The sequence below is a fragment of the Micromonospora eburnea genome, from assembly GCF_900090225.1.
GTDB lineage: Bacteria > Actinomycetota > Actinomycetes > Mycobacteriales > Micromonosporaceae > Micromonospora > Micromonospora eburnea.
The window spans coordinates 1,516,955-1,542,086 of the sequence record NZ_FMHY01000002.1; the positions used below are offsets into that span (position 1 = coordinate 1,516,955).

At 74.2% G+C, this 25,132-nt stretch carries 21 protein-coding genes; 17 read left to right on the top strand and 4 right to left on the bottom strand.

Annotation, left to right across the window (positions count from 1 at the left end; genetic code table 11):
• Positions 1–4 precede the first annotated feature (4 nt).
• Together GA0070604_RS07210 and GA0070604_RS07215 are read right to left on the bottom strand one after the other, a co-directional pair.
• Positions 5–556 carry a GNAT family N-acetyltransferase gene (locus tag GA0070604_RS07210; RefSeq protein ID WP_208601982.1) on the bottom strand — a complete coding sequence of 184 codons (552 nt, stop codon included), beginning with the start codon at positions 554–556 and terminating at the stop codon, positions 5–7.
• A gap of 163 nt (positions 557–719) precedes the next feature.
• The gene (locus GA0070604_RS07215) at positions 720–5,435 is read right to left on the bottom strand and encodes an Lhr family helicase (protein ID WP_377592741.1); all 4,716 of its coding nucleotides are present in this window, start codon (positions 5,433–5,435) and stop codon (positions 720–722) included.
• A gap of 149 nt (positions 5,436–5,584) precedes the next feature.
• On the opposite strand from GA0070604_RS07215, the gene GA0070604_RS07220 reads away from it, so the two are divergent.
• The 10 genes from GA0070604_RS07220 to GA0070604_RS07265 all read left to right on the top strand — a co-directional run bounded on the left by GA0070604_RS07220 (position 5,585) and on the right by GA0070604_RS07265 (position 15,934).
• Positions 5,585–5,968 (top strand): hypothetical protein, encoded by a 384-nt coding sequence (locus tag GA0070604_RS07220; RefSeq protein WP_091116183.1) that lies wholly within the window; start codon positions 5,585–5,587, stop codon positions 5,966–5,968.
• 224 nt (positions 5,969–6,192) lie between these two features.
• On the top strand, positions 6,193–9,018 hold the full coding sequence (locus GA0070604_RS07225; protein ID WP_091116185.1) for a Na+/H+ antiporter subunit A: 2,826 nt from the start codon (positions 6,193–6,195) through the stop codon (positions 9,016–9,018).
• Positions 9,015–9,485 (top strand): Na(+)/H(+) antiporter subunit C, encoded by a 471-nt coding sequence (locus GA0070604_RS07230; protein ID WP_091116189.1) that lies wholly within the window; start codon positions 9,015–9,017, stop codon positions 9,483–9,485. Before GA0070604_RS07225 ends, GA0070604_RS07230 begins: the two co-directional genes overlap by 4 nt.
• Entirely contained in the window at positions 9,482–10,993 is a 1,512-nt protein-coding gene (locus GA0070604_RS07235; protein WP_091116193.1) for a Na+/H+ antiporter subunit D, read from the top strand. The genes GA0070604_RS07230 and GA0070604_RS07235 overlap by 4 nt, the downstream gene beginning before the upstream one ends.
• Positions 10,990–11,613 (top strand): Na+/H+ antiporter subunit E, encoded by a 624-nt coding sequence (locus GA0070604_RS07240; RefSeq protein WP_091116198.1) that lies wholly within the window; start codon positions 10,990–10,992, stop codon positions 11,611–11,613. The genes GA0070604_RS07235 and GA0070604_RS07240 overlap by 4 nt, the downstream gene beginning before the upstream one ends.
• Positions 11,610–11,876, top strand: coding sequence for an MrpF/PhaF family protein (locus GA0070604_RS07245; protein ID WP_091116200.1), 267 nt, complete (start codon positions 11,610–11,612; stop codon positions 11,874–11,876). The genes GA0070604_RS07240 and GA0070604_RS07245 overlap by 4 nt, the downstream gene beginning before the upstream one ends.
• The gene (gene mnhG / locus GA0070604_RS07250) at positions 11,873–12,202 is read left to right on the top strand and encodes a monovalent cation/H(+) antiporter subunit G (RefSeq protein WP_091116203.1); all 330 of its coding nucleotides are present in this window, start codon (positions 11,873–11,875) and stop codon (positions 12,200–12,202) included. Before GA0070604_RS07245 ends, mnhG begins: the two co-directional genes overlap by 4 nt.
• Positions 12,203–12,364: 162 nt before the next feature.
• On the top strand, positions 12,365–13,720 hold the full coding sequence (locus tag GA0070604_RS07255; RefSeq protein ID WP_091116206.1) for a hemolysin family protein: 1,356 nt from the start codon (positions 12,365–12,367) through the stop codon (positions 13,718–13,720).
• A gap of 67 nt (positions 13,721–13,787) precedes the next feature.
• Positions 13,788–14,852, top strand: coding sequence for a hemolysin family protein (locus GA0070604_RS07260; protein ID WP_091116210.1), 1,065 nt, complete (start codon positions 13,788–13,790; stop codon positions 14,850–14,852).
• 155 nt (positions 14,853–15,007) lie between these two features.
• Positions 15,008–15,934, top strand: a complete 927-nt coding sequence (locus tag GA0070604_RS07265; protein ID WP_091116214.1) for a sporulation protein — start codon at positions 15,008–15,010, stop codon at positions 15,932–15,934.
• Positions 15,935–16,043: 109 nt separating this feature from the next.
• Here GA0070604_RS07265 and leuE read toward each other — a convergent pair whose 3' ends face one another.
• Both leuE and GA0070604_RS07275 read right to left on the bottom strand, forming a co-directional pair.
• A complete protein-coding gene (gene leuE, locus GA0070604_RS07270) occupies positions 16,044–16,712 on the bottom strand; it encodes a leucine efflux protein LeuE (protein WP_091116218.1) in 669 nt (222 codons plus the stop codon).
• Complete coding sequence (locus GA0070604_RS07275; protein ID WP_091116222.1) at positions 16,709–17,956, bottom strand: bifunctional pyridoxamine 5'-phosphate oxidase family protein/GNAT family N-acetyltransferase; 1,248 nt, start codon at positions 17,954–17,956, stop codon at positions 16,709–16,711. The genes leuE and GA0070604_RS07275 overlap by 4 nt, the downstream gene beginning before the upstream one ends.
• Positions 17,957–17,994: 38 nt before the next feature.
• Here GA0070604_RS07275 and GA0070604_RS07280 point away from each other — a divergent pair, with 38 nt between their 5' ends.
• The 7 genes from GA0070604_RS07280 to GA0070604_RS07310 all read left to right on the top strand — a co-directional run bounded on the left by GA0070604_RS07280 (position 17,995) and on the right by GA0070604_RS07310 (position 25,016).
• Entirely contained in the window at positions 17,995–19,335 is a 1,341-nt protein-coding gene (locus tag GA0070604_RS07280) for an aminotransferase class I/II-fold pyridoxal phosphate-dependent enzyme (RefSeq protein ID WP_091116225.1), read from the top strand.
• A gap of 223 nt (positions 19,336–19,558) precedes the next feature.
• A complete protein-coding gene (locus GA0070604_RS07285) occupies positions 19,559–20,257 on the top strand; it encodes a UdgX family uracil-DNA binding protein (RefSeq protein ID WP_091116228.1) in 699 nt (232 codons plus the stop codon).
• Positions 20,258–20,374: 117 nt separating this feature from the next.
• Positions 20,375–21,517 carry an acyl-CoA dehydrogenase family protein gene (locus tag GA0070604_RS07290; RefSeq protein WP_091116232.1) on the top strand — a complete coding sequence of 381 codons (1,143 nt, stop codon included), beginning with the start codon at positions 20,375–20,377 and terminating at the stop codon, positions 21,515–21,517.
• Positions 21,518–21,588: 71 nt separating this feature from the next.
• Entirely contained in the window at positions 21,589–22,887 is a 1,299-nt protein-coding gene (locus tag GA0070604_RS07295; RefSeq protein ID WP_091116236.1) for an MFS transporter, read from the top strand.
• A 4-nt stretch (positions 22,888–22,891) separates the two neighbouring features.
• Complete coding sequence (locus tag GA0070604_RS07300; RefSeq protein ID WP_091116241.1) at positions 22,892–23,092, top strand: DUF3046 domain-containing protein; 201 nt, start codon at positions 22,892–22,894, stop codon at positions 23,090–23,092.
• Between the two features lie 185 nt (positions 23,093–23,277).
• Positions 23,278–24,324, top strand: coding sequence for a recombinase RecA (gene recA, locus GA0070604_RS07305; RefSeq protein ID WP_091116244.1), 1,047 nt, complete (start codon positions 23,278–23,280; stop codon positions 24,322–24,324).
• Positions 24,325–24,332: 8 nt separating this feature from the next.
• On the top strand, positions 24,333–25,016 hold the full coding sequence (locus GA0070604_RS07310) for a regulatory protein RecX (protein ID WP_091116247.1): 684 nt from the start codon (positions 24,333–24,335) through the stop codon (positions 25,014–25,016).
• Positions 25,017–25,132: the final 116 nt, after the last annotated feature.

Consider the following 25,132-nt stretch of genomic DNA (forward strand, 5'->3'; position numbering starts at 1 on the left):
CCGGTTACCGCGGTCGCGGCATCGGCTCCAACCGGCGTTCCAGCCGCAGCTCGTCGTGCAGCGGGATGTCGTCCTCGCCGACGTACGGGATGGTCGGCTTCAGCCGTCGGGCCCGGTCGACCGCGCCCACGTCGACCGCCACGATTCGCAGCCCCCGGCGCTGATAGAAGCGCAGCGCCGAGAGGTTGTCGTTGGTGGTGACCAGCCAGAGCCGGTCCACCTCGGCGGCCCGCGCGACCGCCTCCGCGGCGACGAGCAGGGCGCTGCCGGCGCCGAGTTCCGGGCTGCTCGCGGCGAGGCTGACCACCTCCAGCCCGTCGGCGGCGAGCCGGTACACCAGCGCCCCCGCGAACTCGCCCGCGCCGTCCACCGCCACCAGCGTCGGCAGCTCCCGCAGGTCGTAGCGGGTGTCGTGGACCACCACGTACGGGCCGCCCCACGCGCGGTGGTGCAGGACCGCCACGTCGGCCTCGTCGCGCGGTTCCGCAGGTCGTACCTGGATCGGGGCCACCCGGCCGCCTCCCTCGTCGTCCGCCGGCCACACCCTATCGCCCACGAACCGCCTCCCCGGGCACCTCGCGCCCGCCGCGACGACGGCGGTTCGCAAGATTGCGCTCGATCGGGGAAGTAGTGGTCTCGTCCACCTTCCGACACCACTCGTTCCTGAATGGAGCACGATCTTGACGGGACGGGACGGGACGGGACGGGACGTGGCGGGGTCAGCCGCGTAGGCGCAGGCCGCGCGGGGTGGCCCGGAAGCCGGCGGCGGTCAGGGCGTCGCGCAGCGGGGAGGAGTGCACCGCCTCACCGTCGGCGCGCTCCACCGAGACCGCGCCGAGGGCGCCGGAGTGCACCGCGTCCGCGAGCGCCTTGCCGGCCCCGGCGAGCGCGTCGGCGTCGTCGGTGAACGACAGCAGGGTCCGTCCGCCCCGTTCCACGTAAAGCACCAGGTCGCCGCCGACCAGCACGATCAGCGCGCCGGCCCTGCGTCCGGCCCGGTGCCCGGTGGCCGGGGCCCCGCCGTCACCCGAGTCGACGACCCGCTCCGGCCACGGCAGCGCCGCGCCGTACGGGTTGGCCGGGTCGGTGGCGGCGAGCACCACGGCCGGCCCGCCCGGGCCACGGGCGTCGTCGGCCAGGGCGCGGATCCGGTCCACCGCCCCGGGCACCGCGAACTGGGCCGCGCCGAGCCCTTCGACGAAGTAGCCCCGGCGGGCCGCCCCGCGCTCCTCCAGCGCGGACAGCACCGGGTAGACCGCGGCGAAGCCACCGGTGACCTGCTCGGCCAGGACCGCGCCCCGGGTGACCACGCCGTGCCGTTCGAGCAGCAGGTCGGCGAGGGCGGCGGCCCGGCGGGTCGGGTCGAGGTCGCGTTCGGGCAGCCGGGACCAGCGCCCGGCCACGGTGGGTGGGCCACCCCGGCTGGGCAGCGCCACCCGGCCCGGGCGGCGGTAGCGGGTGCGCGGCGCGGACGGCCGGGACCGGTGCGCCCCGCCCCCGCCGAGCACCGCCCGCAGCGGGGCGAGCGTGTCGTTGGTGAGGTGCCCGGCCCAGACCAGGTCCCAGATCACGACCGCGAGCGCGGCGTCGTCGGTCGAGCCGACCCGATCGGAGAGCTGGCGGAAGAAGAGCGCCTGCCCGTCGCCGAGCGCGTCCAGCACGGCCTCGTGCAGCGGGGTCAGCGCTAGCGCCTCGCCCGGCGGCGGGAGCAGCAGCGGCGCGACGTCGGCGTACGCCAGGGTGATCCAGCCGTCGCCGCCGGAGATGGCCCCGGACCCGGCCCAGACCACCTCGCCGCTGGCGCACAGCTCGTCGAGCTGGGCGGGGGAGTAGTCGGCCACCCGGGCGGGCAGCACCAGCCGTTCCAGCGCGGACGCCGGCACCGCCGCGCCCTGCAACTGCTCGACGGTGGCGGCGACCGCCTCCACGCCCCGGGCCGGCGAGCCGACCTGCTGCCACCGGGGCAGGAACGCGGCGAGTGCCCGCGGCGGCACCGGCTCGATCTCGCGGCGCAGCGCGGCGAGGGAACGGCGGCGCAGCAGCCGCAGCACCTCGGCGTCGCACCACTGGGTGCCGACGCTGTCCGGGGCGAACTCGCCGGAGACCACCCGCCCGGTGGCGGCGAGCCGGCGCAGCGCCTGCTCGACCACGAACACCCCGAGCCCGAACCGGGCGGCGCAGGTGGCCGCCGCGAACGGGCCGTGGGTGCGCGCGTACCGGGCGACCAGGTCGCCGAGCGGATCGCCCACCGGCGCCAGGTACGCCTCGGCCACCCCGACCGGCAGCGCCACGCCGAGCGCGTCGCGCAGCCGGGCCGCGTCCTCCACGCCCACCCAGCGGTCCTCGCCGGCGATCCGGACCCGCAGCACCCGGCGGGCCGCCGCCAGCTCGGCCAGCCACCCGGCCGGTACGCCCCGGTCGGCCAGCTCGGCGTCGCTCAGGTCGCCGACGACGCGGAGCAGCTCGACCACGTCCTCGGCGTCGCGGGGGCGGCGCTGCTCGGTGCGCCAGCGCAGTTGCCGTTCGGTCTCGGCGAGCACCGCCGGGTCGAGCAGTTCCCGCAGGTCGACGCGGCCGAGCAGCTCGCCGAGCAGCCCGGAGTCGAGGGCGAGCGCGGCGGCCCGGCGTTCGGCCAGCGGCGCGTCGCCCTCGTAGAGGAACGCGCCGACGTAACCGAACAGCAGCGAGCGGGCGAACGGGGACGGGCGCTCGGACTCCACCTCGACGAGACGGATCTTGCGGGCGGCCAGGTCGCGCATCAGCTCGGCCAGCGCCGGCTGGTCGAAGACGTCCTGAAGGCACTCCCGGGCCGCCTCCAGGGTGACCGGGAAGTCGGCGTACTCCCGGGCGACGTCGAGGAGCTGGGCGGCCCGCTGCCGCTGCTGCCAGAGCGGCTGCCGGCGACGCGGGTCGCGGCGGGGCAGCAGCAGCGACCGGGCCGCGCACTCCCGGAACCGGGACGCGAAGAGCGCCGAGGTGCCGACGGACTCCTCGACGAGCTGGGCGATCTCGTCGGGCTCGAAGATCACCACATCGGCGCCGGGCGGGGAGTCGGCGGTGTCCGGCAGCCGTACCACGATGCCGTCGTCGGCGGGCAGCACCTGGGCGTCCACCCCGTAGCGCTCGGCGAGGCGGCGGCCGATGGCCAGCGCCCACGGGCCGTTGACCCGGGCGCCGAGCACCGAGTGCACGGCGAGCCGCCAGTCGCCCAGCTCGTCGCGGAACCGTTCGACCACCACCGTCCGGTCGTCGGGCAGGGCGCGGGTGGCCTCCCGCTGCTCCCGCAGGTAGGCCATCAGGTTGCCGGCGGCCCAGTCGTCCAGCCCGCCGGCCCGCAGCGCGGCGACGGCGTCGGAGTCGCCGGACCGCAGCAGCGCCCTGAGCCGGGCGCCGATGGCCCGGCCCAACTCGACCGGGCGGCCGGGCTGGTCGCCCTTCCAGAACGGCATCCGGGCGGCCTGCCCCGGGGCGGGGGAGACCAGCACCCGGTCGGGGGTGATCTCCTCGATCCGCCAGGACGACGAGCCGAGCAGGAAGACGTCGCCGACCCGGGACTCGTAGACCATCTCCTCGTCCAGCTCGCCCACCCGGGCGGCGCGCTCCGCGCCGGCCAGGAAGACGCCGAACAGCCCCCGGTCGGGGATGGTGCCGCCGCTGGTCACCGCGAGCCGCTGCGCGCCGGGCCGGCCGGTGAGCAGGTCGGTGGCCCGGTCCCAGACCAGCCGGGGCCGCAGCTCGGCGAAGGCGGTCGACGGGTAGCGCCCGGAGAGCATGTCGAGCACCGCGTGCAGGGCCGAGTCGGGCAGCTCGGCGAAGGGCGCCGCCCGGCGGACCAGCACGGCCAGGTCGCCGAGCCGCCACGGCTCCAGGGCCACCATCGCCACGATCTGCTGGGCCAGCACGTCGAGTGGGTTGCGCGGGTAGCGCAGCTCCTCGATCGCGCCCTGCGCCATCCGCTCGGCGACCACCGTGCAGGAGAGCAGGTCGCCGCGGTGCTTGGGGAAGACCACGCCCCGGGACACCGCGCCCACCTGGTGCCCGGCCCGGCCGACGCGTTGCAGCCCGGCGGCGACGCTCGGCGGGGCCTCGATCTGCACCACCAGGTCGACGGCGCCCATGTCGATGCCCAGCTCCAGGCTGGAGGTGGCGACCACGGCCGGGAGCTGTCCGGCCTTCAGCGCCTCCTCGATGTGCTTGCGCTCCTCCCGGGAGACGCTGCCGTGGTGGGCGCGGGCGATCACCGGCGCCGCGCCGACCGCAGCCCCGGACTGCGCCATCACCTCGGCCGGCTGCCGGGGGGCCCGCGGCGAGCCCGCCGGGCCACTCCACGCGCCGGCTCCGCGCCCGGGCCCGCCGTCGGCGGCCGCCGGGACGTCGTCCCGCCCAGGCGGATCGGATACGCCCACCGGCCCGCCGCCCGGCGCCACGCGACCGCCGCCCGGGGTGCCCGCCGACTCCAGTTCCTCGGCGGCCAGCTCGTTGAGGCGCGCGCAGAGCCGCTCGGCGCTGCGCCGGGAGTTGGTGAAGACGATGGTCGACCGGTGTGACCGGATCAGCGCGAAGACGCGTTCCTCGACGGCCGGCCAGATCGACGCCCGGCGCGGGCCGGGGCCGCCGAGATCGTCCTCCGGCGGCTCCTGCTCGTCGAGGCGGGTCATGTCCTCCACCGGCACCTGGACGCTGATCTCGATGGTCTTGCCGCTGGCCGGCTGCACCACGTCGACCGGGTGGGCGCCGCCGAGGAACCGGGCGCAGCCGTCGACGGGGCGTACGGTGGCGGACAGGCCGATCCGCTGGGCGGGCGCCTCCAGCAGCGCGTCGAGGCGCTCCAGGGAGAGCGCCAGGTGGGCCCCGCGCTTGGTGCCGGCGACGGCGTGCACCTCGTCGACGATGACCGTCCGTACGCCGCGCAGCGAGTCCCGGGCGGCGGAGGTGAGCAGCAGGAACAGCGACTCCGGCGTGGTGATGAGGATGTCCGGCGGGGTGCGCGCGAACGCCCGTCGCTCGTCGGCCGGCGTGTCGCCGGTGCGCATGCCGACGGTGATCTCCGGCGGGGCGAGCCCGAGCCGGGTGGCCGCCTGCCGGATGCCGGCGAGCGGGGCGCGCAGGTTGCGCTCCACGTCGACGGCGAGGGCCTTGAGCGGGCTGACGTAGAGCACCCGGCAGCGCTGCCGTGCCTCGGCCGGCGGGGGCGCCTTGGCCAGCTGGTCCAGCGACCAGAGGAACGCGGCCAGCGTCTTGCCGGAGCCGGTCGGGGCGACGACCAGGGCGTTGCGCCCGGCGGCGACCGACCGCCACGCGCCGGCCTGGGCGGCGGTGGGCGCCGCGAAGGCGGCGGTGAACCACTCCCGGGTCGCCGGGCCGAACTCCGCCAACGCGTTCCCGCCGGTCACCTCGTCCGCCACGCCGTCCATCCTGCCTCGGCGATGTGACATTCGGCCCGTGCCGGACGCTGTTCTGTCCGGGTAGGGCGGCTTGCGTCATGGATGAGGCGTTGCAGCTATTAAGTCTTACTTAACTGCTTGCTTGTGCCGCACAACATAAAGTAACTTCACTCGCAACGCAGCGTGGGTGGAGGGCGTGGATGACCGTCGAGGGGCGAGGCTCCGGGCCCGGGACCGACGTGCTCATCCGTAAGGTCGACAGCCATCTCGCCGCGCTGCGCGCCGGCCTGCACGGTCCCGAGCTGGAGCTCGCCGAGGAACTGGCCCGCTGCCTGCGGGAGTTGGTCATCGCCACCGCCCACTCCAGCGCCGCCGACCGCGGGTTGGTCCGCGCCGCCGTGCACTACTTCGTCCTGCGTCGGGAGAGCCGGGGCAAGCTGCTGCCGGTGCGCTCCCTCGCCGCCGCGCAGCGGGTGGTCAACAAGGCCGTCCGTCAGCTCGGCCGCCCCGACCTGCTGGTGGAGGCCCCGTGGGAGCGCCCGGTAGTCGAGCCGGCCGCGATCATTCCGGCTCGGCACGTCTGACGCCGCGCGGCGGCCCGGACCTTCCTCGGCCGGCCCGCGCGGGGTGCCACCGGCGGCCAGGGCCGCAGTGAGAGTTGATGGCCAGCCGGACATCCGGGGATACGCCCAACGGGCCCCTCGGCGGGGCAATTTTCGCAAACCTGCCCACAGGTCGGGTGATCTGACGTCTGATCGGTCGTGGCGCGGCGTGGCGACGCGCGCTGCCACCTCGACCTGGAGTCCGCGTGCTCGTCCTGCTGATCCTGCACCTGGTGGCGGCCCTGCTCGCGCCGCTGCTGGTGCGAAGGTGGGGACCGCGGGCCTGCTACCCGCTCGCGCTGGCTCCGGCCGCCACGTTCGGCTGGGCCGTCGCCCACACCGGGGCGGTTCGCGGCGGTGGTGCGGTGGTCGAGACGTACCCCTGGATTCCGGACCTCAGGCTCGACGTGGCGCTGCGGGTCACCACCCTGTCCTGGCTGATGCTGCTGCTGGTCGGCGGCGTCGGCGCGCTGGTGCTGGTCTACTCCGCCCGCTACTTCCACGCCGGCTCGGCCGGGCTGGCCCGGTTCGCGGCCGTCATGGTCGCCTTCGCCGGGGCGATGCTCGGCCTGGTCGTCTCCGACGACCTGCTGCTGCTCTACGTCTTCTGGGAGCTGACCACGGTCTTCTCCTACCTGCTGATCGGGCACAGCACGGAACGGCGGTCCAGCCGGCTGGCCGCCGCCCAGTCGCTGATGCTCACCACGCTCGGCGGGCTGGCCATGCTGGTCGGCTTCCTCCTGCTCGGCCACCACGCCGGCGGCTACCGCTGGTCCCTGATCACCGCCGTGCCGCCGCCGGGTGGCGGGTACCTCGTCGCTGCCGTGCTGCTGATCCTGGCCGGGGCGCTCACCAAGTCGGCGGTGTTCCCGTTCAACTCTTGGCTGCCGGTGGCGATGGCGGCGCCGACGCCGGTCAGCGCGTACCTGCACGCGGCGGCGATGGTGAAGGCCGGCGTCTTCCTGATCGCGCTGCTCGCCCCGGCGCTCGCCCCGGCCGGCCCGTGGCGGCCGGTCACCGTGGTCGCCGGGTCGGTCAGCCTGGTCATCGGGGGCTGGGCGGCGCTCCGGCAGACCGACCTCAAGCTGCTGCTGGCGTACGGGACGGTGAGCCAGCTCGGCCTGCTGACCATCGTGCTCGGCGCGGGCACCTCGCAGGCGGCCCTCGCCGGCATCGCGATGCTGCTGGCGCACGCGCTGTTCAAGGCGGCGCTCTTCCTCGTCGTCGGCATCCTTGACCACAGCGCCGGCAGCCGGGACCTGCGCGACCTGTCCGGCGTGTGGCGGACCGCGCCCGGGCTCGCCGTGGTCGCCGCGCTCGCCGCCGCCTCGATGGCCGGGGTGCCGCCGTTGCTCGGCTTCGTCGCCAAGGAGGCGGACCTCGCCGCGTTCACCGGGCAGCCGCTCGTGCTGGCGGTGATCGTGGTGGGCAGCGCGCTGACCGTGGCGTACAGCATCCGCTTCGTGTGGGGTGCCTTCGCCACCCGGCCGGGAGTAGCCGCCACCGACGTCGAGCCGCCGCCGGCCGTGATGCTCGCACCCGCGGCCCTGCTCGCCGTGGCCGGGCTCGCCGCCGGCCTGGCCGCCGGCTGGCTCGGCGGCCTGCTCCGCCCGTACGCCGAGCTGCTCGGCCCGGTCGAGGAGGGCCTGGCGCTCTGGCACGGACCGACCGTGGCGCTGGGCCTCTCCGCCGCCGCGATCACCGGCGGCGTGGCGTTGCACCTGGTCCGTGGCCCGCTCGCCCCGGCGCTGGCCAGGCTGCGCGCCCCGGTCAGCGGCAACCAGGGGTACGAGTGGGTGACCCACCAGTTCGACCGGTTCGCCATCAAGGTCACCGGCACCACCCAGCGCGGCGCCCTGCCGCAGTACCTCGGCACCATGCTGCTCGTGCTGGTCCTGGCGCCCGGCACGGCGATGCTGACCAGCCGGCCCTGGCAGACCAGCGTCGTCGCCTGGGACACCCCGGCGCAGGTCGTGGTCTGCGTGGTGATCGTGGGGGCGGCGGTGCTCGCGGTCGGTGCCCGGCGCCGGCTCACCGCGATGCTGTTGGTCGGGGTGACCGGCTACGGCACGGCGATGATGTTCGTGCTCTACGGCGCACCCGACCTGGCGCTCACCCAGTTCCTGGTGGAGACGGCCACCATCGCGGTGTTCGTGCTGGTGCTGCGCCGGCTGCCGGACCGCTTCTCGGCCCGTCCGCTGCGTCGCAGCCGCTGGGTACGCCGGGGGATCGGGATCGCGGTCGGACTGGTGCTGGCCGGGCTCGCCATCGTCGCGACCGGTGCCCGGCGTGCCCCGTCGATCTCGCTGGCCTTCCCCGACCTGGCGTTATCCGAGGGCCACGGCCGCAACGTGGTCAACGTGACCCTGGTCGACATCCGGGCCTGGGACACCATGGGTGAGATCTCGGTGCTGGTGGCGGCCGCGACCGGGGTGGCCAGCCTGATCTACGAGCGGTCCCGCACCGGCCCCCGCCCACGCCGCCTGCACCCGTCGCAGGACCGGCGCACCGTGTGGCTGCGCGGCGGGAGCACCCTGCAGAAGCACCGCCGCTCGATCGTCTTCGAGGTGGTCACCCGGCTGATCTTCCACACCGTGGTGATCTTCTCGCTGTTCCTCCTCGTCTCCGGGCACAACGCTCCCGGGGGCGGGTTCGCCGGCGGGCTGGTCGCCAGCCTCGCCCTGGCGGTCCGCTACCTGGCCGGTGGCCGCTACGAGCTGGCCGAGGCCGTCCCGGTCGGGGCCGGCACGGTGCTCGGCGCCGGGCTGGCGCTCTCGGTCGGCAGCGGCGTGGTCGGGCTGCTGACCACCGGCGCCGTGCTGCAGAGCGTGCAGGTGTCCCTGTGGCTCCCCCTGGTCGGCCACTTCCACCTGGTCACGTCGGTCTTCTTCGACGTCGGCGTCTATCTGATCGTGGTCGGGCTGGTGCTGGACGTCCTGCGCAGCCTCGGCGCCGAGGTGGACCGGCACGTCGAGGCGGCCGGCGAGCCGGCCCGGGGACTCGCCGTCGAGCGGGAGGGGGAACGGGGGTGAGGCAGCCGAGCCTGGTCCTGGTGATCGCCGTCGGGGTGCTCGTCGCCACCGGCGTCACGCTCCTGCTGGAGCGGAGCCTGTCCCGCATCCTGCTCGGCGTCATCCTGCTGGGCAACGGGGTGAACCTGCTGATCCTGGTCGGTGGCCGGCCCGGTGGCGCGCCGCTGGTCGGCACCGGGCCGGCGGACCGGATGAGCGACGCGCTGCCACAGGCCATGGTGCTCACCGCAGTGGTGATCACCTTCGGGCTGACCGCGTTCCTGCTCGCCGTCGCCTACCGGAGTTGGTATCTCAGCGGCGACGACGAGGTGCAGGACGACCTGGAGGACCGGCAGATCGCCCGGCTCGCCGAGCGCAACGAGGTGTCCGCGGCGGACCTCGGCGGTGAGGGGCCGGACGAGGACCCGGAGCAGGTGGACCCGGAGCCGGAGCTGCGCCGGCTCCGCCGCCGCGGGGAGCAACCGTGACGGCCTCGGCGCTGGTGCCGTTGCCGGTGGTGGTGCCGCTGCTCGGTGCCGCGCTGACCCTGGTCCTGGGCAACCGGCCCAGGTTGCAGCGCTCGATCAGTGTGCTCGGCCTCTCCGCCACCCTGCTCGTCGCGGTGCTGCTGCTGGTCGAGGCGTACCGGCACGGGCCGGTGGTGGTCCAGGTGGGCGGCTGGCCCGCGCCGGTCGGCATCGTGCTGATCGCCGACCAGTTGGCGGCGCTGCTGCTGGTGGTCTCCTCCGCGGTGACCCTCTGCGTGCTGGTCTACTCGGTCGGCCAGGGCCGGTGGGAGGTCGGCGAGCGCACGCCGGTGAGCATCTTCCACCCCACCTATCTGGTGCTCACCGCCGGCGTGACCAACGCCTTCCTGGCCGGTGACCTGTTCAACCTGTACGTCGGCTTCGAGATCCTGCTGTCCGCGAGCTTCGTGCTGATCACGCTCGGCGGCACCGAGACCCGGATCCGCACCGGCCCGACGTACGTGGTGGTCAACGTCCTCTCCTCGATGATCTTCCTGACCGGGCTGGGCCTGGTGTACGCGGCCACCGGCACCCTGAACATGGCCCAGCTCGCCGGCCGGCTGGACGCCCTGCCGGGCGGCGTACGCCTGGGGTTGCAGCTCATGCTGCTGCTCGCCTTCGCCATCAAGGCGGCGGTCTTCCCGGTCTCGGCCTGGCTGCCGGACAGCTACCCGACCGCGCCCGCCCCGGTCACCGCGGTCTTCGCCGGCCTGCTCACCAAGGTCGGCGTGTACGCGATCATCCGCACCGAGACCCTGCTCTTCCCCGGCGGGCAGGTCGCCGGCCTGCTCCTGGTGGTGGCCGGGCTGACCATGCTGGTCGGCATCCTCGGCGCGGTCGCCCAGTCCGACATGAAGCGGCTCTTCTCCTTCACCCTGGTCAGCCACATCGGCTACATGATCTTCGGGGTGGGGTTGGGCAGCGTCGCCGGCCTGGCCGGGGCGATCTTCTACGTGGTCCACCACATCACCATCCAGACCACCCTCTTCCTGGTCGCGGGCCTGGTCGAGGAGCGGGCCGGCAGCACCGACCTGCGGCGGCTGGGCGGGCTGTCCCGGCTCGCCCCGATGCTCGCCGTGCTCTTCTTCGTGCCGGCGATGAACCTGGCCGGCATCCCGCCGTTCTCCGGATTCCTCGGCAAGCTCGGTCTGCTCCAGGCCGGCGTGGCGGCCGGCGGGGTGCTGCCTGCCGTACTGGTCGCCGCCGGGACACTGACCAGCCTGCTGACCCTCTACACCGCCTCCCGGGTGTGGAGCCTCGCGTTCTGGCGGGCGCCCCAGCAGGCCACCCCGCACCCCGCCGTACGGCTGCCCGGGCTGATGGTCGGCGCCACCACCGCCCTGGTGGCGCTCGGCGTGGCGCTGACCCTGGTCGCCGGGCCGCTGTTCCGGGTCAGCGTGGACGCCGCCACCGACCTGCGTGACCGCACCCCGTACGTGCGGGCCGTCCTGCCGGCGGGCGCGCCGTGACCGGCGACCTGCCCGGCCGCCCGGTCGGCGACGGACCGCCGCCGGAGCCCCGCCCGCCCGCCATCGTCGGGCGGGGCGGGCGGTGGCGGGACCAGGCCGTGGCGCTCGGCTGGCTGGTGGTGGTCTGGCTGCTGCTGTGGGGCGATCTCTCCTGGGGCAACCTGGTCGGCGGACTCGTCGTCGGCGCCGCCGTGCTGATCTTCTTTCCGCTCCCGCCGGTCACCTTCGGCGGCCGGCTCCGCGCCGGCGCGTTGCTGGTCCTCGCGGTCACCTTCGTCCGGGAGCTGGTCAGCGCCAGCGTGCACGTCGCGGCCATCGCGGTCCGTCCCGGCTACCGGCCGCGCGGCGCGGTCATCGCGGTGCCGCTGCGGATCCGCACCGACCTCAACCTGGCCCTCACCGCCGAGCTGATCTCCCTGGTCCCCGGCACCCTGATCCTCGATGTGGACCGCGACCTGGGCGTTCTCTACGTGCATGTCCTAGAGGTCCTTCGCCCCGAGGACCTGACCGACAGCCGCAACCGCGTCCTCACCGCCGAACGGCGCATCGTCCGCGCCATCGGCTCCCCCGAAGAGGTACGCCAGCTCGGCGTCGAACCCGACAGGAGGAATTCCACGTGACCACCGTCCTCGCCGTCGCGCTGACCGTGCTCCTCTCGGTCACCGCGCTGCTCGCCCTGACCCGTATCTACCGGGGGCCGTCGCTGCTCGACCGCGTCGTCGCCGCCGACCTGCTGCTCGCCACCATGCTCAGCGCGGTCGGCGCGGAGGCGGCGGTCAACCGGCACGCCACCACGCTGCCCGTGCTGGTGGTGCTCTCCCTGCTCGGCTTCGTCGGATCGGTCTCCCTGGTCCGCTTCGCCGTACGCGAGGAGACCCAATGAGCCTCCTCGCCGACTGGCTGGGCGCGGCCTGCCTGCTGGCCGGGGCGCTGCTCGCCCTGGCCGCCGGGATCGGCGTGCTGCGTTTCCCCGACGCGCTGGGCCGGATGCACGCGGCCACCAAGCCGCAGGTGCTGGGCGTGCTGGTGCTCCTGGTCGGGCTGGCGCTGCGCCTGCGTACGCCCGCGGACCTGGGCATGATCGCGTTGGTGGCGATCTTCCAGCTGGCCACCGCTCCGGTCGCGGCCCAGATGATCGGCCGGGCCGCCTACCGGTCCGGGCGCATCGACCGCGACCTGCTGGAAGTCGACGAGTTGGCCGGGCGGTGAACCGGACGGCGGGGAGGCTTCCCGGCACCCTCAGCGGACGTCCAGCCAACGCCGATAGAATGGCCGCATGATCGACTCTTCTGCCCAGGAGGGCAGCAGTAGCCAGCCGGGTCCGGCCCGGCAACCCCTCACCCCGACGACCCCGGGAGCCCTGAACCTCCCGTGCTGATCCTCGTCGGTCTCGTTCTCATCATCGTGCTCACCGCCGCCACCGGCTACTTCGTGGCCCAGGAGTTCGGTTACGTCGCCGTGGACCGGGGCAAGCTCAAGCAGCTCGCCGACGGGGGCGACCGGGCCGCAGCCCGGGCCCTGGAGGTGACCGGCCGGCTCTCGTTCATGCTCTCCGGCGCCCAGCTCGGCATCACCGTGACCGCGCTGCTGGTCGGTTACGCCGCCGAGCCGTACCTGGGCGCCGGGCTGGCCGACCTGCTCGGCGTCGCCGGGGTCTCCTCCGGCGTCGCGCTGCCGCTGTCGGTGGCCCTCGCCCTGATCATCGCCACCGTGGTGCAGATGGTGCTGGGCGAGTTGGCCCCGAAGAACCTGGCCATCGCCCGCGCCGAGCCCATCGCTCGGGCGTTGGCCCGGTCCACCCTCGGCTACCTGCGGATCGCCGGGCCGTTGATCACCCTCTTCGACCGGGCCGCCGTCCGGCTGCTGCGTCGGGTCGGCATCGAGCCGATCGAGGAGTTGCCCAGCGGTGCCACCCCGAAGGACCTGGAACAGATCATCGCCGAGTCCCGGGAGGAGGGGCACCTCGACGCCACGATGTCCGACCTACTCGACCGGGGCCTCGACTTCCGCGAGCTGACCGCCGGGGAGGCCATGGTCCCCCGGGTCGACGTGCACACCGTACGGGCCGACGAACCGGTCAGCCGGGTCGTCGAACTGCTCGACACCGGCCACTCCCGGTTCCCCGTCCGGGGCGCCGAGGGGGTCGACGACCTGGTCGGTGTGGTCGGCATCGCCGACGTGCTCGGGGTGCCACCCGCCGAGCGGGCCACCACCCGGGTCGCGGCGGTGGCCGTACCGCCGCTGCTGGTGCCGGAGACGCTGCCGTTGCCGACGGTGCTGGACCGGCTCCGGGTCGGGCACCGGCAGCTCGCCTGCGTGGTTGACGAGTACGGCGGCTTCGCCGGCGTGATCACGCTGGAGGACATCGCCGAGGAACTGGTCGGGCCGATCCGGGACGAGGACGACCCGCCCGAGCGGGCCCCGGCGCGGCAGGAGGACGGTTCCTGGGTGGTGCCCGCCCGCTGGCGGATCGACGAGGTCGCCGACAGCACCGGCATCGCGCTGCCCGAGGCCCCCGAGTACGACACCCTCTCCGGGCTGGTCATGCGGGAGCTGGGCCGGGTGCCCGAGGTGGGTGACCGGCTGGAGATCAGCCTCGGCGTCGACGGTGACGAGTCCGACGTCGAGCCGCGTGCGCTGGTCGAGGTGCTGGCCGTGGACCGGCACGTGGCCGACTCCGTCCGGCTCCGGATGGCCGCCGCCGAACACGGGGAGGAGGCGGCATGAGTGAGCGTCCGCGAACGAATCATCGGTGCGGTGCCCATGCCGGCGCCGACCGGAGCGAGGTGGCGGCATGACGCCCGGTTTCGCGTTGTTCTTCTCGGTCGTGCTGCTGGCGCTCAACGGCTTCTTCGTGGCGGCCGAGTTCGCCCTGGTGGCGGCCAAGCGGTACCGCCTGGAACAGCTGGCGGTCGGCGGCGGCCGGGCGGCCCGCGCGGCGCTGGACGGCGTCCGTGAGCTGTCCCTGATGCTGGCCGGGGCGCAGCTCGGCATCACCCTGTGCACGCTGGGGCTGGGCGCCCTGGCCGAGCCGGCGATCGAGCGCCTGCTCCGCCCCTTGCTGCACGCCGTCGGGCTGCCCGCGGCGGCGAGCCACGCGGTGGGGCTGCTGATCGCCCTGGCCCTGGTGACCTTCCTGCACCTGGTGGTCGGCGAGATGGCCCCGAAGTCGTGGGCGATCACCGACGCGGAGCGCTCGGCGATGCTGCTGGCGCTGCCGTTCCGGGCCTTCGCCCGGGTCGCCCGTCCGGTGCTGTCCGCGCTGAACGCGTTGGCCAACGCGGTCCTGCGGCTGGTCGGCGTACGCCAGCAGGACCAGCTCGCCCAGGTGCACGGCCCGGACGAGCTGCGCATCCTGCTGGAGCAGTCCCGCGAGCACGGGCTGCTCGGCGCCGAGCAGCACCAGATGCTGACCAGCATGCTGGAGTTGCAGGGCACCACGGTGGCGCAGGTGATGGAGCCGTTCGACCGGATCGTCACGGTCCGGCGGGACGACGACGCCGAGCGGATCGAGCACGTGTCCCGCGACAGCGGCCGTTCCCGGCTGGCCGTCGTCGACGCCGGTGGCGAGGTCTGCGGCCTGGTCCACGTACGGGAGGCGGTCCGCGCGGTCACCAACGGCCGTGCGGCGACCGCGGGCGAGCTGATGACCCCGGCGTTCGTCCTGCCCGCCGGGGCCTCGGTCACCGAGGCGGTGGCGGCGATGCGCGGTCGGCAGGCCCAGTTGGCGCTGGTCCGCAACGGCGGCGGCCCCACGCGGCCGATCGGCTTCGTGGCCCTGGAGGACCTGCTGGAGGAGGTCATCGGCGAGTTCGACGACGAGACCGATCCGGTGCCCCGGGGCCGCCGGATGCGCTGACGTCCCGTCCCTTCCGTCCCTGGTGGCGGCACCGGTCGCGCGACCGTTGCCGCCACCGCGCGACCGGTGTCGGCAACGGACGCCCGGAGGCGTGTCCGGGCGCTGGCCGGGAAAGCGTGGCGCGCGGGTCGGCAACCGGGACGGGAGGACGCGGGGTGCCGCTGACCGGGGTGTCGTCGGAGTCCGTCTGGACCGGGCTCTCGGTGAGCACCACCCTGCCCAATCCCAGCACCCGGCCGGGCCTGCGGCTGCCCGGCCGGGTGACCCTCACCGCGGCGGGTGAGGACGTGCCGGTCCGGCACGTTCGGCTCGGGCTGGTCGCCCAGGTCGAGCCGGAGGAACCCGACTCGCCCCGCCGGCTGGTGCAGTACCACCAGGTGCCGGTCGCCGGCCGGTTCGTGGTGCCGGCCGGGCGGCGGCGCGCGGTCGACTTCGCCTTCCCGCTGCCCTGGGAGACCCCGGTGACCATCTTCGGCGGGGTGCCGCTGATGAGCCTGCGCACCGGGCTGCGTACCGAGGTGTCGGTGGATCCCGATCTGGACCAGGGCGCGATGGTGCCGGTCTTCGTGCACCCGCTCCCCGTCCAGCAACACGTGCTCGCCGCGCTGGACACCCTCGGCTTCGTCATGCGCCAGGCGGGCCTGCAGCAGGGCCGGCTGCCCGGGGTGGAGCAGGAACTACCGTTCCACGAGCGGCTCGGCTACTGGGTGGCGCCGCTGTACGCCGGTCCGATCACCGAGCTGGAAGTGATCTTCGTGACCAACGCGGCGGGACTGGAGGTGCTGCTCTGGCTGGACCGCCGGCTCGCGCTGGCCGGGGTCACCCACCAGAGCATCAGCCGGTTCCGGGTCTGGCACACCGGGGTCGGGCAGCGGGACTGGGTCGCCACCGTGGACGGCTGGCTGCGGCACGCGATCAACCGGCACGCGGCGGCCGCCGCGCACGCCGACTGGTCCGCCGCGATCCGGGAGTCGGCACACGTCAGCCGCCGCCCGGACGAGCCGGTCGCCCCCGGCTACGGCCTGGGCGGCACAGCCGGCGGCCCGGGCATCGGCGGCGGCGGTGCCGGCGACGGCACCTGAGTGCCGCCCGCCGCTGCGTCAACCGTCACGCTGGCCGCCGCGCATGCCGCCTGCCTCGTGTTAACAGGGGCCCCTTGCTCTACCGCAGGCGTTAACAGGGGGCCCCTGCTTACACCGAGGCGGTGGCGAGCTTGAGGCTGAAGCCGAGGAAGAGCATTCCGATGCTGGTCGTGGCGCCGGCGGCCAGGCGGCGCCGGCGGTGGAACTGGGCAGCCAGGAAGGTGCCCGTGAAGATCAGCGCGGTGAGGTAGAGCGCGCTGGTCACCTGGGCGATCAGTCCGAGCACCACGAACGACAGCGCCGGCCAGGCGTACCCGGGGTCGACGAACTGGATGAAGAACGAGATGAAGAAGAGGATCGCCTTCGGGTTGAGCAGGCTGATCACCAGCGCCCGCCGGAACGGGCTGCCCGGCGCCGCCGGCTCCGCCGCGTCGATCAGCCGTGGCGTCGCCGGGTCGTTGCGGTCGCGCCAGCGCCGCCAGGCCCCGCGCAGCATGGTCAACCCCACGTAGCCGAGGTACGCGGCACCGGCGTACTTGATCACCAGGAAGAGCGGCGGGTACGCCTTGAGCACCGACGCCACCCCGGCGGCGGAGAGGAACATCAGCACCGAGTCGCCGACGAACACGCCGCCGGCGGCCCGGTAGCCCGTCCGTACGCCGCGCTTGGCGGCCGTGGAGAGCACGAAGAGTGAGTTCGGCCCGGGCAGCAGCACGATCGCCACGGTCCCCAGCACGTATGTCCAGATGTCGGTGATGCCCAGCACGCCGGACATCATGACGCCAGGGGTGCCGTCGGGCGAAGCCTTTCCCGCAGCCGAACCTGTGCATTGGGCCACTCGGTGGCGAGCATCGAGTAGAGCGCGGAGTCCCGCCAGGAGCCGTCGGGCCGTCGCCGGTTGGACCGCAGCGTCCCCTCCCGGGTCGCGCCGAGCCGCTCGATGGCCCGCTGCGAGCGCTCGTTGAGCGTGCTGGTCTGCCAGGTCACCCGGATCGCGTCCAGCTCCTCGAAGGCCCTGGTGAGCAGCAGCAGCTTCGCCTCGGTGTTGATTCCGGTACGCCACCACGGCCGGCCGAGCTGGGTGAAGCCGATCTCCAACGTCCGGAGGTCGGGATCGGGCTGGTAGTACGAGGTGGTGCCGACCACCACCCCGGTGGCCGCGCAGCGCTGCACCCAGGGTGTCCGGGCGCCGCGCAGGTTCGCGTCCAGGGCAGCTCGCACGTAGCGGGCCGTGTCGGCCACCGTGGCGGGTCGGGGAGTGCCGACGTACCGCCATACCTCCTCGTCGTCGAGGGCGGCGTACAGCTCCTCGACGTGGGACTCGTCGAGCGGTTCCAGCACCACGTGCTCGCCCCGCAGCACCACCGGCTCCAACCACGGCGAGCGGGCCGGCCGCAGGTACGCCGGCACCGGCACGGTCACCCCGGCGTCCGGCTCCGGCGCCCCGGCGGTGAGCCGCAGCGGCACCACCCCGGCCCAGTGCGGCAGGTCGAGGTCGCCGGGCTCGTCGCCCACCCCCTTGGCGCGGATCCGGACCGACACCTCGCGCAGCGGCAGTGCCAGCACCGCCGTCTCGGCCAACTCCCGGCGGTTCGGCGGGCGGCTGTCGGTGCTGCGCCCGGCGGCCACCTTCTCCACCAGCGCGGTGAGCACCTCGGCCTTCTCCCGCTCGTCGGTGACCAGGCGGGCGGTGCCGTGGACGACCACGGACCGGTAGTTGGCGCTGTGGTTGAACTGGGTGCGGGCGAGGACCAGGCCGTCGAGGTGGGTCACCGCGACGCAGACCGGTAGCCCGTCCCCGCCCCGGGCGGCGAGCAGCGGCCGGCTGCCGGTGGAGCCGTGCAGGTAGAGGGTGTCGCCGACGCGGACGTGCAGGGTGGGCAGCACGCGCGGCTCACCGTCGGAGACGAACGACAGCGCGCAGTGGTACGCCTCGTCCAGGACGGCGTGCGCGGCGGCCTCGTCGTAGTGCATCCGGTTGCGCATCCGGGTGGCGGTGGTGCGTTCGGTCCGGGGGTACATGCGGCAGTCACCTTTTGTTCTAGTACAATCTCCGAACTGTGGCAGCACATTATCAGATCGCCGGCTCGTCCTCGGCCGCCATTTCGGCCAGCGTGGAAACCGGCATCCGCACCGGCGCCCTCGCCCCCGGCGACGCCCTGCCGGCCGTCCGCGCCCTCGCCACCGAGCTGGCCGTCAGCCCGGCCACCGTCGCCAAGGCGTACCAGGAGCTGCGGCAGCGGGGCCTGGTCGTCACCGCCGGCCGGCACGGCACCCGGGTCCGGCCCCGCCCGCCGGTGGCCACCCGCCGTGCCATGCTGATGCCGCCTCCGCTGCCGGGCGACCGCAACCTCTCCTCGGGGCAGCCCGACGGCCGGCTGCTGCCGCCGCTCGGCCCGCACCTGGCCGCGCTCGCCGCCGAGGTCGACCCGTCCAGCGGGTACGCGGCCGGCGGCGTCCTGCCCGAGCTGGCCACCGCGGCGCGGGAGCGGCTCGCCGCCGACGGGGTGCCGGCCGGGGAGATCACCGTGACCGGGGGCGCGCTGGACGGCATCGAGCGCCTGCTCGCCGCCCACCTGCGCCCCGGTGACGCGGTCGCGGTGGAGGACCCCGGCTGGACCAACCTGCTCGACCTGGTCGCCGCGCTCGGGCTGCGCGCCATCGGGGTGCCGATCGACGACGACGGCCCCACCGAGCCGGGTGTCCGGGCCGCACTCGCCGCCGGGGCCCGCGCGCTGGTCGTCACCAGCCGCGCCCAGAACCCGACCGGCGCCGCCGTCTCCGCCGGCCGGGCCGAGGAACTGCGTACGCTGCTCGCCGGCCGGCCCGACCTGCTGCTGATCGAGGACGACCACGCCGCCGAGCTGGCCCGCGTACCCCTGCACCCGCTGGCCGGGGCGACCCCGAGCTGGGCCTTCGTCCGGTCGGTGAGCAAGCCCTACGGCCCCGATCTGCGACTCGCCGTGCTCGCCGGCGACGAGGCCACCGTGGCCCGCGTGGCCGGCCGGGTCCGGGTCGGCGCCGGCTGGGTCTCCACCGTGCTGCAACGCCTGGTCCTGGCGCTCTGGCGCGACCCGGCCACCGCGGACCTGGTGGGCCGGGCGGCGGAGAGCTACGAGCGACGGCGGTCCGGGCTGGTCGACGCGCTGGCCGCCCGTGGGCTGACCGCCCGGGGGCGGACCGGGATCAACGTCTGGGTGCCCGTGCCGGACGAGACGGTGGTGGTCACCGCGCTGCGCGACGCCGGCTGGTCGGTCGCTCCCGGCGCGCTGAACCGGATCGCCGCGGCCCCCGGCGTACGCGTCACCGTCAGCTCCCTCGACGAGGCCGATCTGGCGCCGTTCGCCGATGCGGTGGCGCGGGCCGTCCGTCCCGTGGCGCCGGCCGGCTACACCGCCTGAACCGGGCGGCGGCATGGCCCGGCCCCGGACGGGTACCCCGGGCCGGGAGGTGGCCGACCGTGGCTTCGCGCAGATCGAGGACCGGGCTCTGGATCGTCGTGGCGGTGATCATCTTGGTGATCATCGGCATCGTGCTGGCCATGCGGCACGGTGGCGGCGGCTACTGACGCGGGACCGCACCCCGGAGCGGGCGGCGCGGCCGAAACCGGTATATAAAGTCGGCATGGCCGAGACCGAGAGCGCCCCCGGAGCCCAGGAGTTCATCCCGCCGCAGGCGGACACCATCGACCAGCTGCGCACCGCCGCAGCCGGCTGCCAGGGCTGCGAGCTCTACCGGGACGCCTCGCAGACCGTCTTCGGCCGGGGCGACGAGAGCGCCCGGGTGGTCTTCGTCGGCGAGCAGCCCGGTGACATGGAGGACCAGAAGGGGCTGCCCTTCGTCGGCCCGGCCGGCCGGGTGCTGCGCCGCGCGGTCGACGACGCCGGCATCGAGCCCGGTCACATCTACCTCACCAACGCGGTCAAGCACTTCCGGTTCGAGCTGCGCGGGAAGCGGCGCATCCACCAGACCCCGGACCGGGTGCACATCACCGCCTGCCGGCCGTGGCTGGTCGCCGAGTTCGCCCGGCTCCGCCCGGAGGTCGTGGTGGTGCTCGGCGCCACCGCCGCCAAGGCCCTGCTCGGTCCGACGTTCCGGGTGACGAGGCAGCGCGGGGAGCTGATGCCCTGGCCGGCGGCCGCCCAGCGCCCCGAGGACTTCACCCGGGTGCCGGTGGACAACACCGGCAAGGTGGCCGACGCCCCCGACGCCCAACTGCTGGCCACCATCCACCCGTCGGCGGTGCTGCGCGCCGACAACCAGGACGTGGCGTACGACGGCCTCGTCGCCGACCTCAAGATCGCCGCCCGCGCCCTGCGGTGAAAGGAAGGGCCCCTTCTTAACGCCCACGGTAGAGAAGGGTTCCCTTCTCACGGGAGGCGGCGCGGTGGCGGGTAGGCGGGCTTCCTGACTGTGGGTTCGGCGGGCACACTCGTGGACATGGAGCAGCATCTCTATGATCCGGTGCACGAGGAGTTCCGGGACCTGTGCCGTGCGTTCCTGGCCCGGGAGGCGGTGCCGCACCACGAGCGCTGGGAGGCCGACGGGATCGTCGACCGGGCGGTGTGGCGCGGGGCCGGCGCCGCCGGGCTGCTGGGCATGGACGTCGACGAGGCGTACGGCGGCGGCGGGCAGCGTGACTTCCGGTTCAACGCGGTGCTCGACGAGGAGATCGTCGCGGCGGGCTGCTCCGGTCTCGGCTTCGGCCTGCACAACGACGTGGTGGCCCCGTACCTCACCGAGCTGACCACCGGCGACCAGCGCAAGCGCTGGCTGCCGGGCTTCTGCTCCGGCGACCTGGTCACCGCCATCGCGATGAGCGAGCCGGCGGCCGGTTCCGATCTGGCCGGGGTCCGCACCAGCGCGGTCCGTGACGGCGACTCGTACGTCCTCAACGGGCAGAAGACGTTCATCACCAACGGGGAACTGGCCGACCTCGTGGTGGTGGTCGCCAGGACGGCGCCGGACCGGGGCGCGCACGGGCTGAGTCTGATCGCGGTGGAGACCGGCACCCCCGGATTCAGTCGCGGCCGGCGGCTGGCCAAGGTCGGCCTGAGGGCCAACGACACCGCCGAGCTGTTCTTCGACGACTGCCGGGTGCCGGCGGAGAACCTGATCGGCACCGAAAACCACGGGTTCTACCACCTGATGGCCAACCTGCCCCGGGAGCGGCTGAGCATCGCCGTCGCGGCGGTGGCGGCGGCGGAGCGTCTGCTGGCCCTCACCCTCGACCACGTCCGCTCCCGGGAGGCGTTCGGTCGGCCGATCGGGTCGTTCCAGCACAACCGCTTCCTCCTGGCCGAGCTGGACACCGAGGTCACCATCGCGCGGACCTTCGTCAACCACTGCGTCGCCGAGTTCAACGCCGGCCGGCTCTCGGCGACCGACGCGGCCAAGGCCAAGTGGTGGACCACGGAACTCCAGAACCGGGTCGCCGACCGGTGCCTCCAACTGCACGGCGGCTACGGCTTCATGCTGGAGTACCCGGTGGCGCGGGCCTGGCTGGACGGCCGGGTGCAGACCATCTACGGCGGCACCACCGAGATCATGAAGGAGATCATCGGCCGCGGCCTCGGCTTGTAGCAGAAACCCGGTGCCGGCGGCCCGGTCGGGTGCGGGAGGATGGGTCACCCCTTACCGAGGAGCATGCACGAATGGCCACCGACCTGACCGCCCCGGCACCGACCCGGCTCGATGTCGCCCCGATCCAACGTCGGACGCTGCGGCTGCTCTTCGTCACCCAGACCATCGGCGGGATCGGCGTCACCATCGGCGTCGCCGTGGGCGCGCTGCTCGCCGCCCGGATCGCGGGCACCGCCGTGGCCGGTCTGGCGCAGAGCGCCGCCGTGGTCGGCGGGGCGTTGCTCGCCGTCCCGGTCACCCGGATCATGAGCGGGTACGGCCGCCGGCCGGGCCTGGTGGTGGCGTACCTGGCCGGGGCGGCCGGGGGTGTGCTGGTGGTGCTCGCCGCGGTCACCCGGCAGGTGCCGTTGCTCTTCCTCGGCATGCTGCTCTTCGGCGGCGGCAGCGCGGCGAATCTCCAGGCCCGCTACACGGCGGTGGACCTGGCCGAGCCGGCCCGGCGGGGACGCCAGCTCTCACTGATCGTCTGGGCCACCACCATCGGTGCGGTGGCCGCCCCGAACTTCGCCACGCTCGCCGATCACACCACCAGCGGCTGGGGGCTGCCCCCGCTGGCCGGCCCGTTCGCCTTCAGCGCCGCCGCGTTCGTGCTGGCTGCGGTCGTACTGCTGATTCTGCTCCGGCCGGACCCGCTGCTCACCGCCCGCCGGCTGGCGGCGGCCGCGCCGGTCGCCGCGCCGGCCGAGGCCCCCGCGCGGCGCGGCGCCGGGATGCGGTCGGCCTGGCGGGTGGTACGCGAGCGGCCCGCCGCCCGCCTCGGCATCGCCGCGGTGGCGGTCGGCCACCTGGTCATGGTCGCGGTGATGTCGATGACCCCGGTACGCCTCGGTGAGTTCCACCACGACGCCGACGTGCTGCGGGTGGTCGGTGTCGTGTTGAGCCTGCACATCGCCGGCATGTACGCGCTCGCGCCGGTGGTGGGCTGGCTCACCGACCGGCTCGGCCGGCGTCCGGTGATCCTCGGTGGGATCGGGGTGCTGCTGGCCGCCTGCGCGGTCGCCGGCACCGCCGGACACCACACGCCGGCGCTCTCGGTGGGTCTGGTGCTGCTCGGGCTGGGCTGGTCGGGGACCATGGTGGCCGGTTCCACGCTGCTGTCGGAGTCGGTGCCCACCGCCGTCCGGCCGGCGGTGCAGGGGCTCTCCGACCTGACCATGGGGCTGGCCGGCGCCGGCGCCGCGGCGCTCAGCGGGTTTGTCATGCGGGTGGCCGGTTATCCGACGCTCACCCTGCTGGCGGCGATCGCGGTGGCGCCTCTGGTGGCGCTAGCGTTGCGTCCGGTGCCGACGGCGCCCGACGAGGAGGATTGATCACGTGCGGCTGACCGATTTCTGGACCCGGCTGGCGGAGGCGTTCGGTCCGGGCTACGCGGCCAGCATCGCCAGCGATCAGGTGTTGTCCCAGCTCGGCGGGCGGACCATCGAGCAGGCCCTCGCGGCGGGCGAGGAGACCCACGTGGTGTGGCGGGCGGTGGTCGCCGCGTATCCCGACCGGGTGCCCGCGCGGCTACGCTGAGCAGCCTTTTTCCCGGTTCCGCGTGTCGCTTGCCGAGTCGTACATCTGTTCGGCTATTGTCCACAGCGGGGTGCTCGTCCACAGCTCGCGGCCCGTCGGCTGGTTTTCTGTCGGACCCAGCGCCTAGCGTGTCCCGCGTGACGCGAAGCTCAGGTAAGACGCCGGCGAAGGCAGGGGTGGCAACGATGGCGGCAGGGCAGGACCGGGAGAAGGCGCTCGACCTTGCTCTCGCTCAGATCGACAAGCAGTTCGGCAAGGGCTCGGTGATGCGGCTCGGGGAACGGCCGGTCATCCAGACCGCCGTGATCCCGACCAGCTCGATCGCGCTCGACGTCGCGCTCGGCGTGGGCGGCCTGCCCCGGGGCCGGGTCATCGAGATCTACGGCCCGGAGTCCAGCGGTAAGACCACGGTCGCCCTGCACGCGGTGGCCAACGCCCAGCGGGCGGGCGGCATCGCCGCGTTCATCGACGCCGAGCACGCGCTCGACCCGGAGTACGCGAAGGCCCTCGGTGTCGACACCGACGCCCTGCTGGTCTCCCAGCCGGACACCGGTGAGCAGGCGCTGGAGATCGCCGACATGCTGGTCCGCTCCGGCGCGCTCGACATCATCGTGATCGACTCGGTCGCCGCCCTGGTGCCGCGCGCCGAGATCGAGGGTGAGATGGGCGACAGCCACGTGGGTCTCCAGGCCCGGCTGATGAGCCAGGCGCTCCGCAAGATCACCGGTGTGCTCAACAACACCGGCACCACGGCGATCTTCATCAACCAGCTCCGCGAGAAGATCGGCGTCATGTTCGGGTCGCCCGAGACGACGACGGGTGGTCGGGCGCTGAAGTTCTACGCCTCGGTCCGGCTCGACGTGCGCCGTATCGAGAGCCTCAAGGACGGCACCGAGGTGGTCGGTAACCGCACCCGGGTCAAGGTGGTGAAGAACAAGGTCGCCGCCCCGTTCAAGCAGGCCGAGTTCGACATCATGTACGGCAAGGGCATCTCCCGCGAGGGCTCGCTGATCGACGTCGGCGTGGAGCAGGCGATCATCCGCAAGTCCGGCGCCTGGTACACCTACGACGGGGACCAGCTCGGCCAGGGCAAGGAGAAGGCCCGCGAGTTCCTCCGGGAGAACCCGGACGTGGCCGCCGAGATCGAGAAGAAGATCTTGGAGAAGCTCGGCGTCGGGGTCGGCGTGGGCGATGCCACCGGTGGCCCGGAGCTGCCGCCGGTCGACTTCTGACCTGACCCGTGGCAGGACGACGCGCCCGTACGGGGCGGGGCTGGGATGCCAGCCCACCCCGCACGGGTGACGCCATCACTCCGCCCCGCCCCCGCCGGGGCCGCCGTGCCGAGGAGCACGATTCCGAGGCCGTGCCGCCCCGGGACGAGGCCGAGCTGGCCCGGGAGATCTGCCTGCGGCAGCTCGCCGTCCGTCCGCGTACCCGGGCGGAGCTGGCCGGTGCCCTCGCTCGGCGGGGCATCTCCGAGGAGATCGCCGCCCAGGTCCTCGACCGGTACGACGAGGTCGGCATCGTTGACGACGCCGCCTTCGCCCGAGCCTGGGTCAGCAGCCGGCACGCCGGCCGTGGGCTGGCCCGGCGGGCGCTCGCCAACGAGCTGCGCCAGCGCGGCGTCGACGGCGAGGTGGCCAGCGAGGCGCTCGGCGAGCTCGACGAGGAGACCGAGGCGGAGACGGCCCGCGCCCTGGTGGAGCGGAAGCTGCGGACCGCCCGGGGCGAGCCCGACGCGGTGTTCCGCCGCCTGGTCGGCATGCTGGCCCGCAAGGGTTATCCGCCGGGCGTGGCGATCCGGGCGGTGAAGGAGGCCCTGGCCGCGCAGAGCGCCGAGGCGGCCGAGTTCGCCGAGCACATCGACCCCGACGCCCTGACCGACCCCGACCTCGACCTGAACCCACCCCTCTCCCCTCACTAGTGCTCAGGGCGGGATGGTCATGAGGCTGTTGTCCTGCTCGCCGGCGTGTCGGGGCGACAACTTCACGATCAACTTTGCGGGACCAGGTGGGCCTGCGGCCAGGGTGGGGGTGATGG

Excerpts from the sequence above, each read along its gene's own strand:
- GA0070604_RS07215 (WP_377592741.1), bottom strand. The coding sequence starts at position 5,435 with ATGTCACATCGCCGAGGCAGGATGGACGGCGTGGCGGACGAGGTGACC.
- GA0070604_RS07220 (WP_091116183.1), top strand. The coding sequence starts at position 5,585 with ATGACCGTCGAGGGGCGAGGCTCCGGGCCCGGGACCGACGTGCTCATC.
- mnhG (WP_091116203.1), top strand. The coding sequence starts at position 11,873 with ATGAGCCTCCTCGCCGACTGGCTGGGCGCGGCCTGCCTGCTGGCCGGG.
- GA0070604_RS07260 (WP_091116210.1), top strand. The coding sequence starts at position 13,788 with ATGACGCCCGGTTTCGCGTTGTTCTTCTCGGTCGTGCTGCTGGCGCTC.
- leuE (WP_091116218.1), bottom strand. The coding sequence starts at position 16,712 with ATGATGTCCGGCGTGCTGGGCATCACCGACATCTGGACATACGTGCTG.
- GA0070604_RS07275 (WP_091116222.1), bottom strand. The coding sequence starts at position 17,956 with ATGTACCCCCGGACCGAACGCACCACCGCCACCCGGATGCGCAACCGG.
- GA0070604_RS07285 (WP_091116228.1), top strand. The coding sequence starts at position 19,559 with ATGGCCGAGACCGAGAGCGCCCCCGGAGCCCAGGAGTTCATCCCGCCG.
- GA0070604_RS07290 (WP_091116232.1), top strand. The coding sequence starts at position 20,375 with ATGGAGCAGCATCTCTATGATCCGGTGCACGAGGAGTTCCGGGACCTG.
- GA0070604_RS07295 (WP_091116236.1), top strand. The coding sequence starts at position 21,589 with ATGGCCACCGACCTGACCGCCCCGGCACCGACCCGGCTCGATGTCGCC.
- recA (WP_091116244.1), top strand. The coding sequence starts at position 23,278 with ATGGCGGCAGGGCAGGACCGGGAGAAGGCGCTCGACCTTGCTCTCGCT.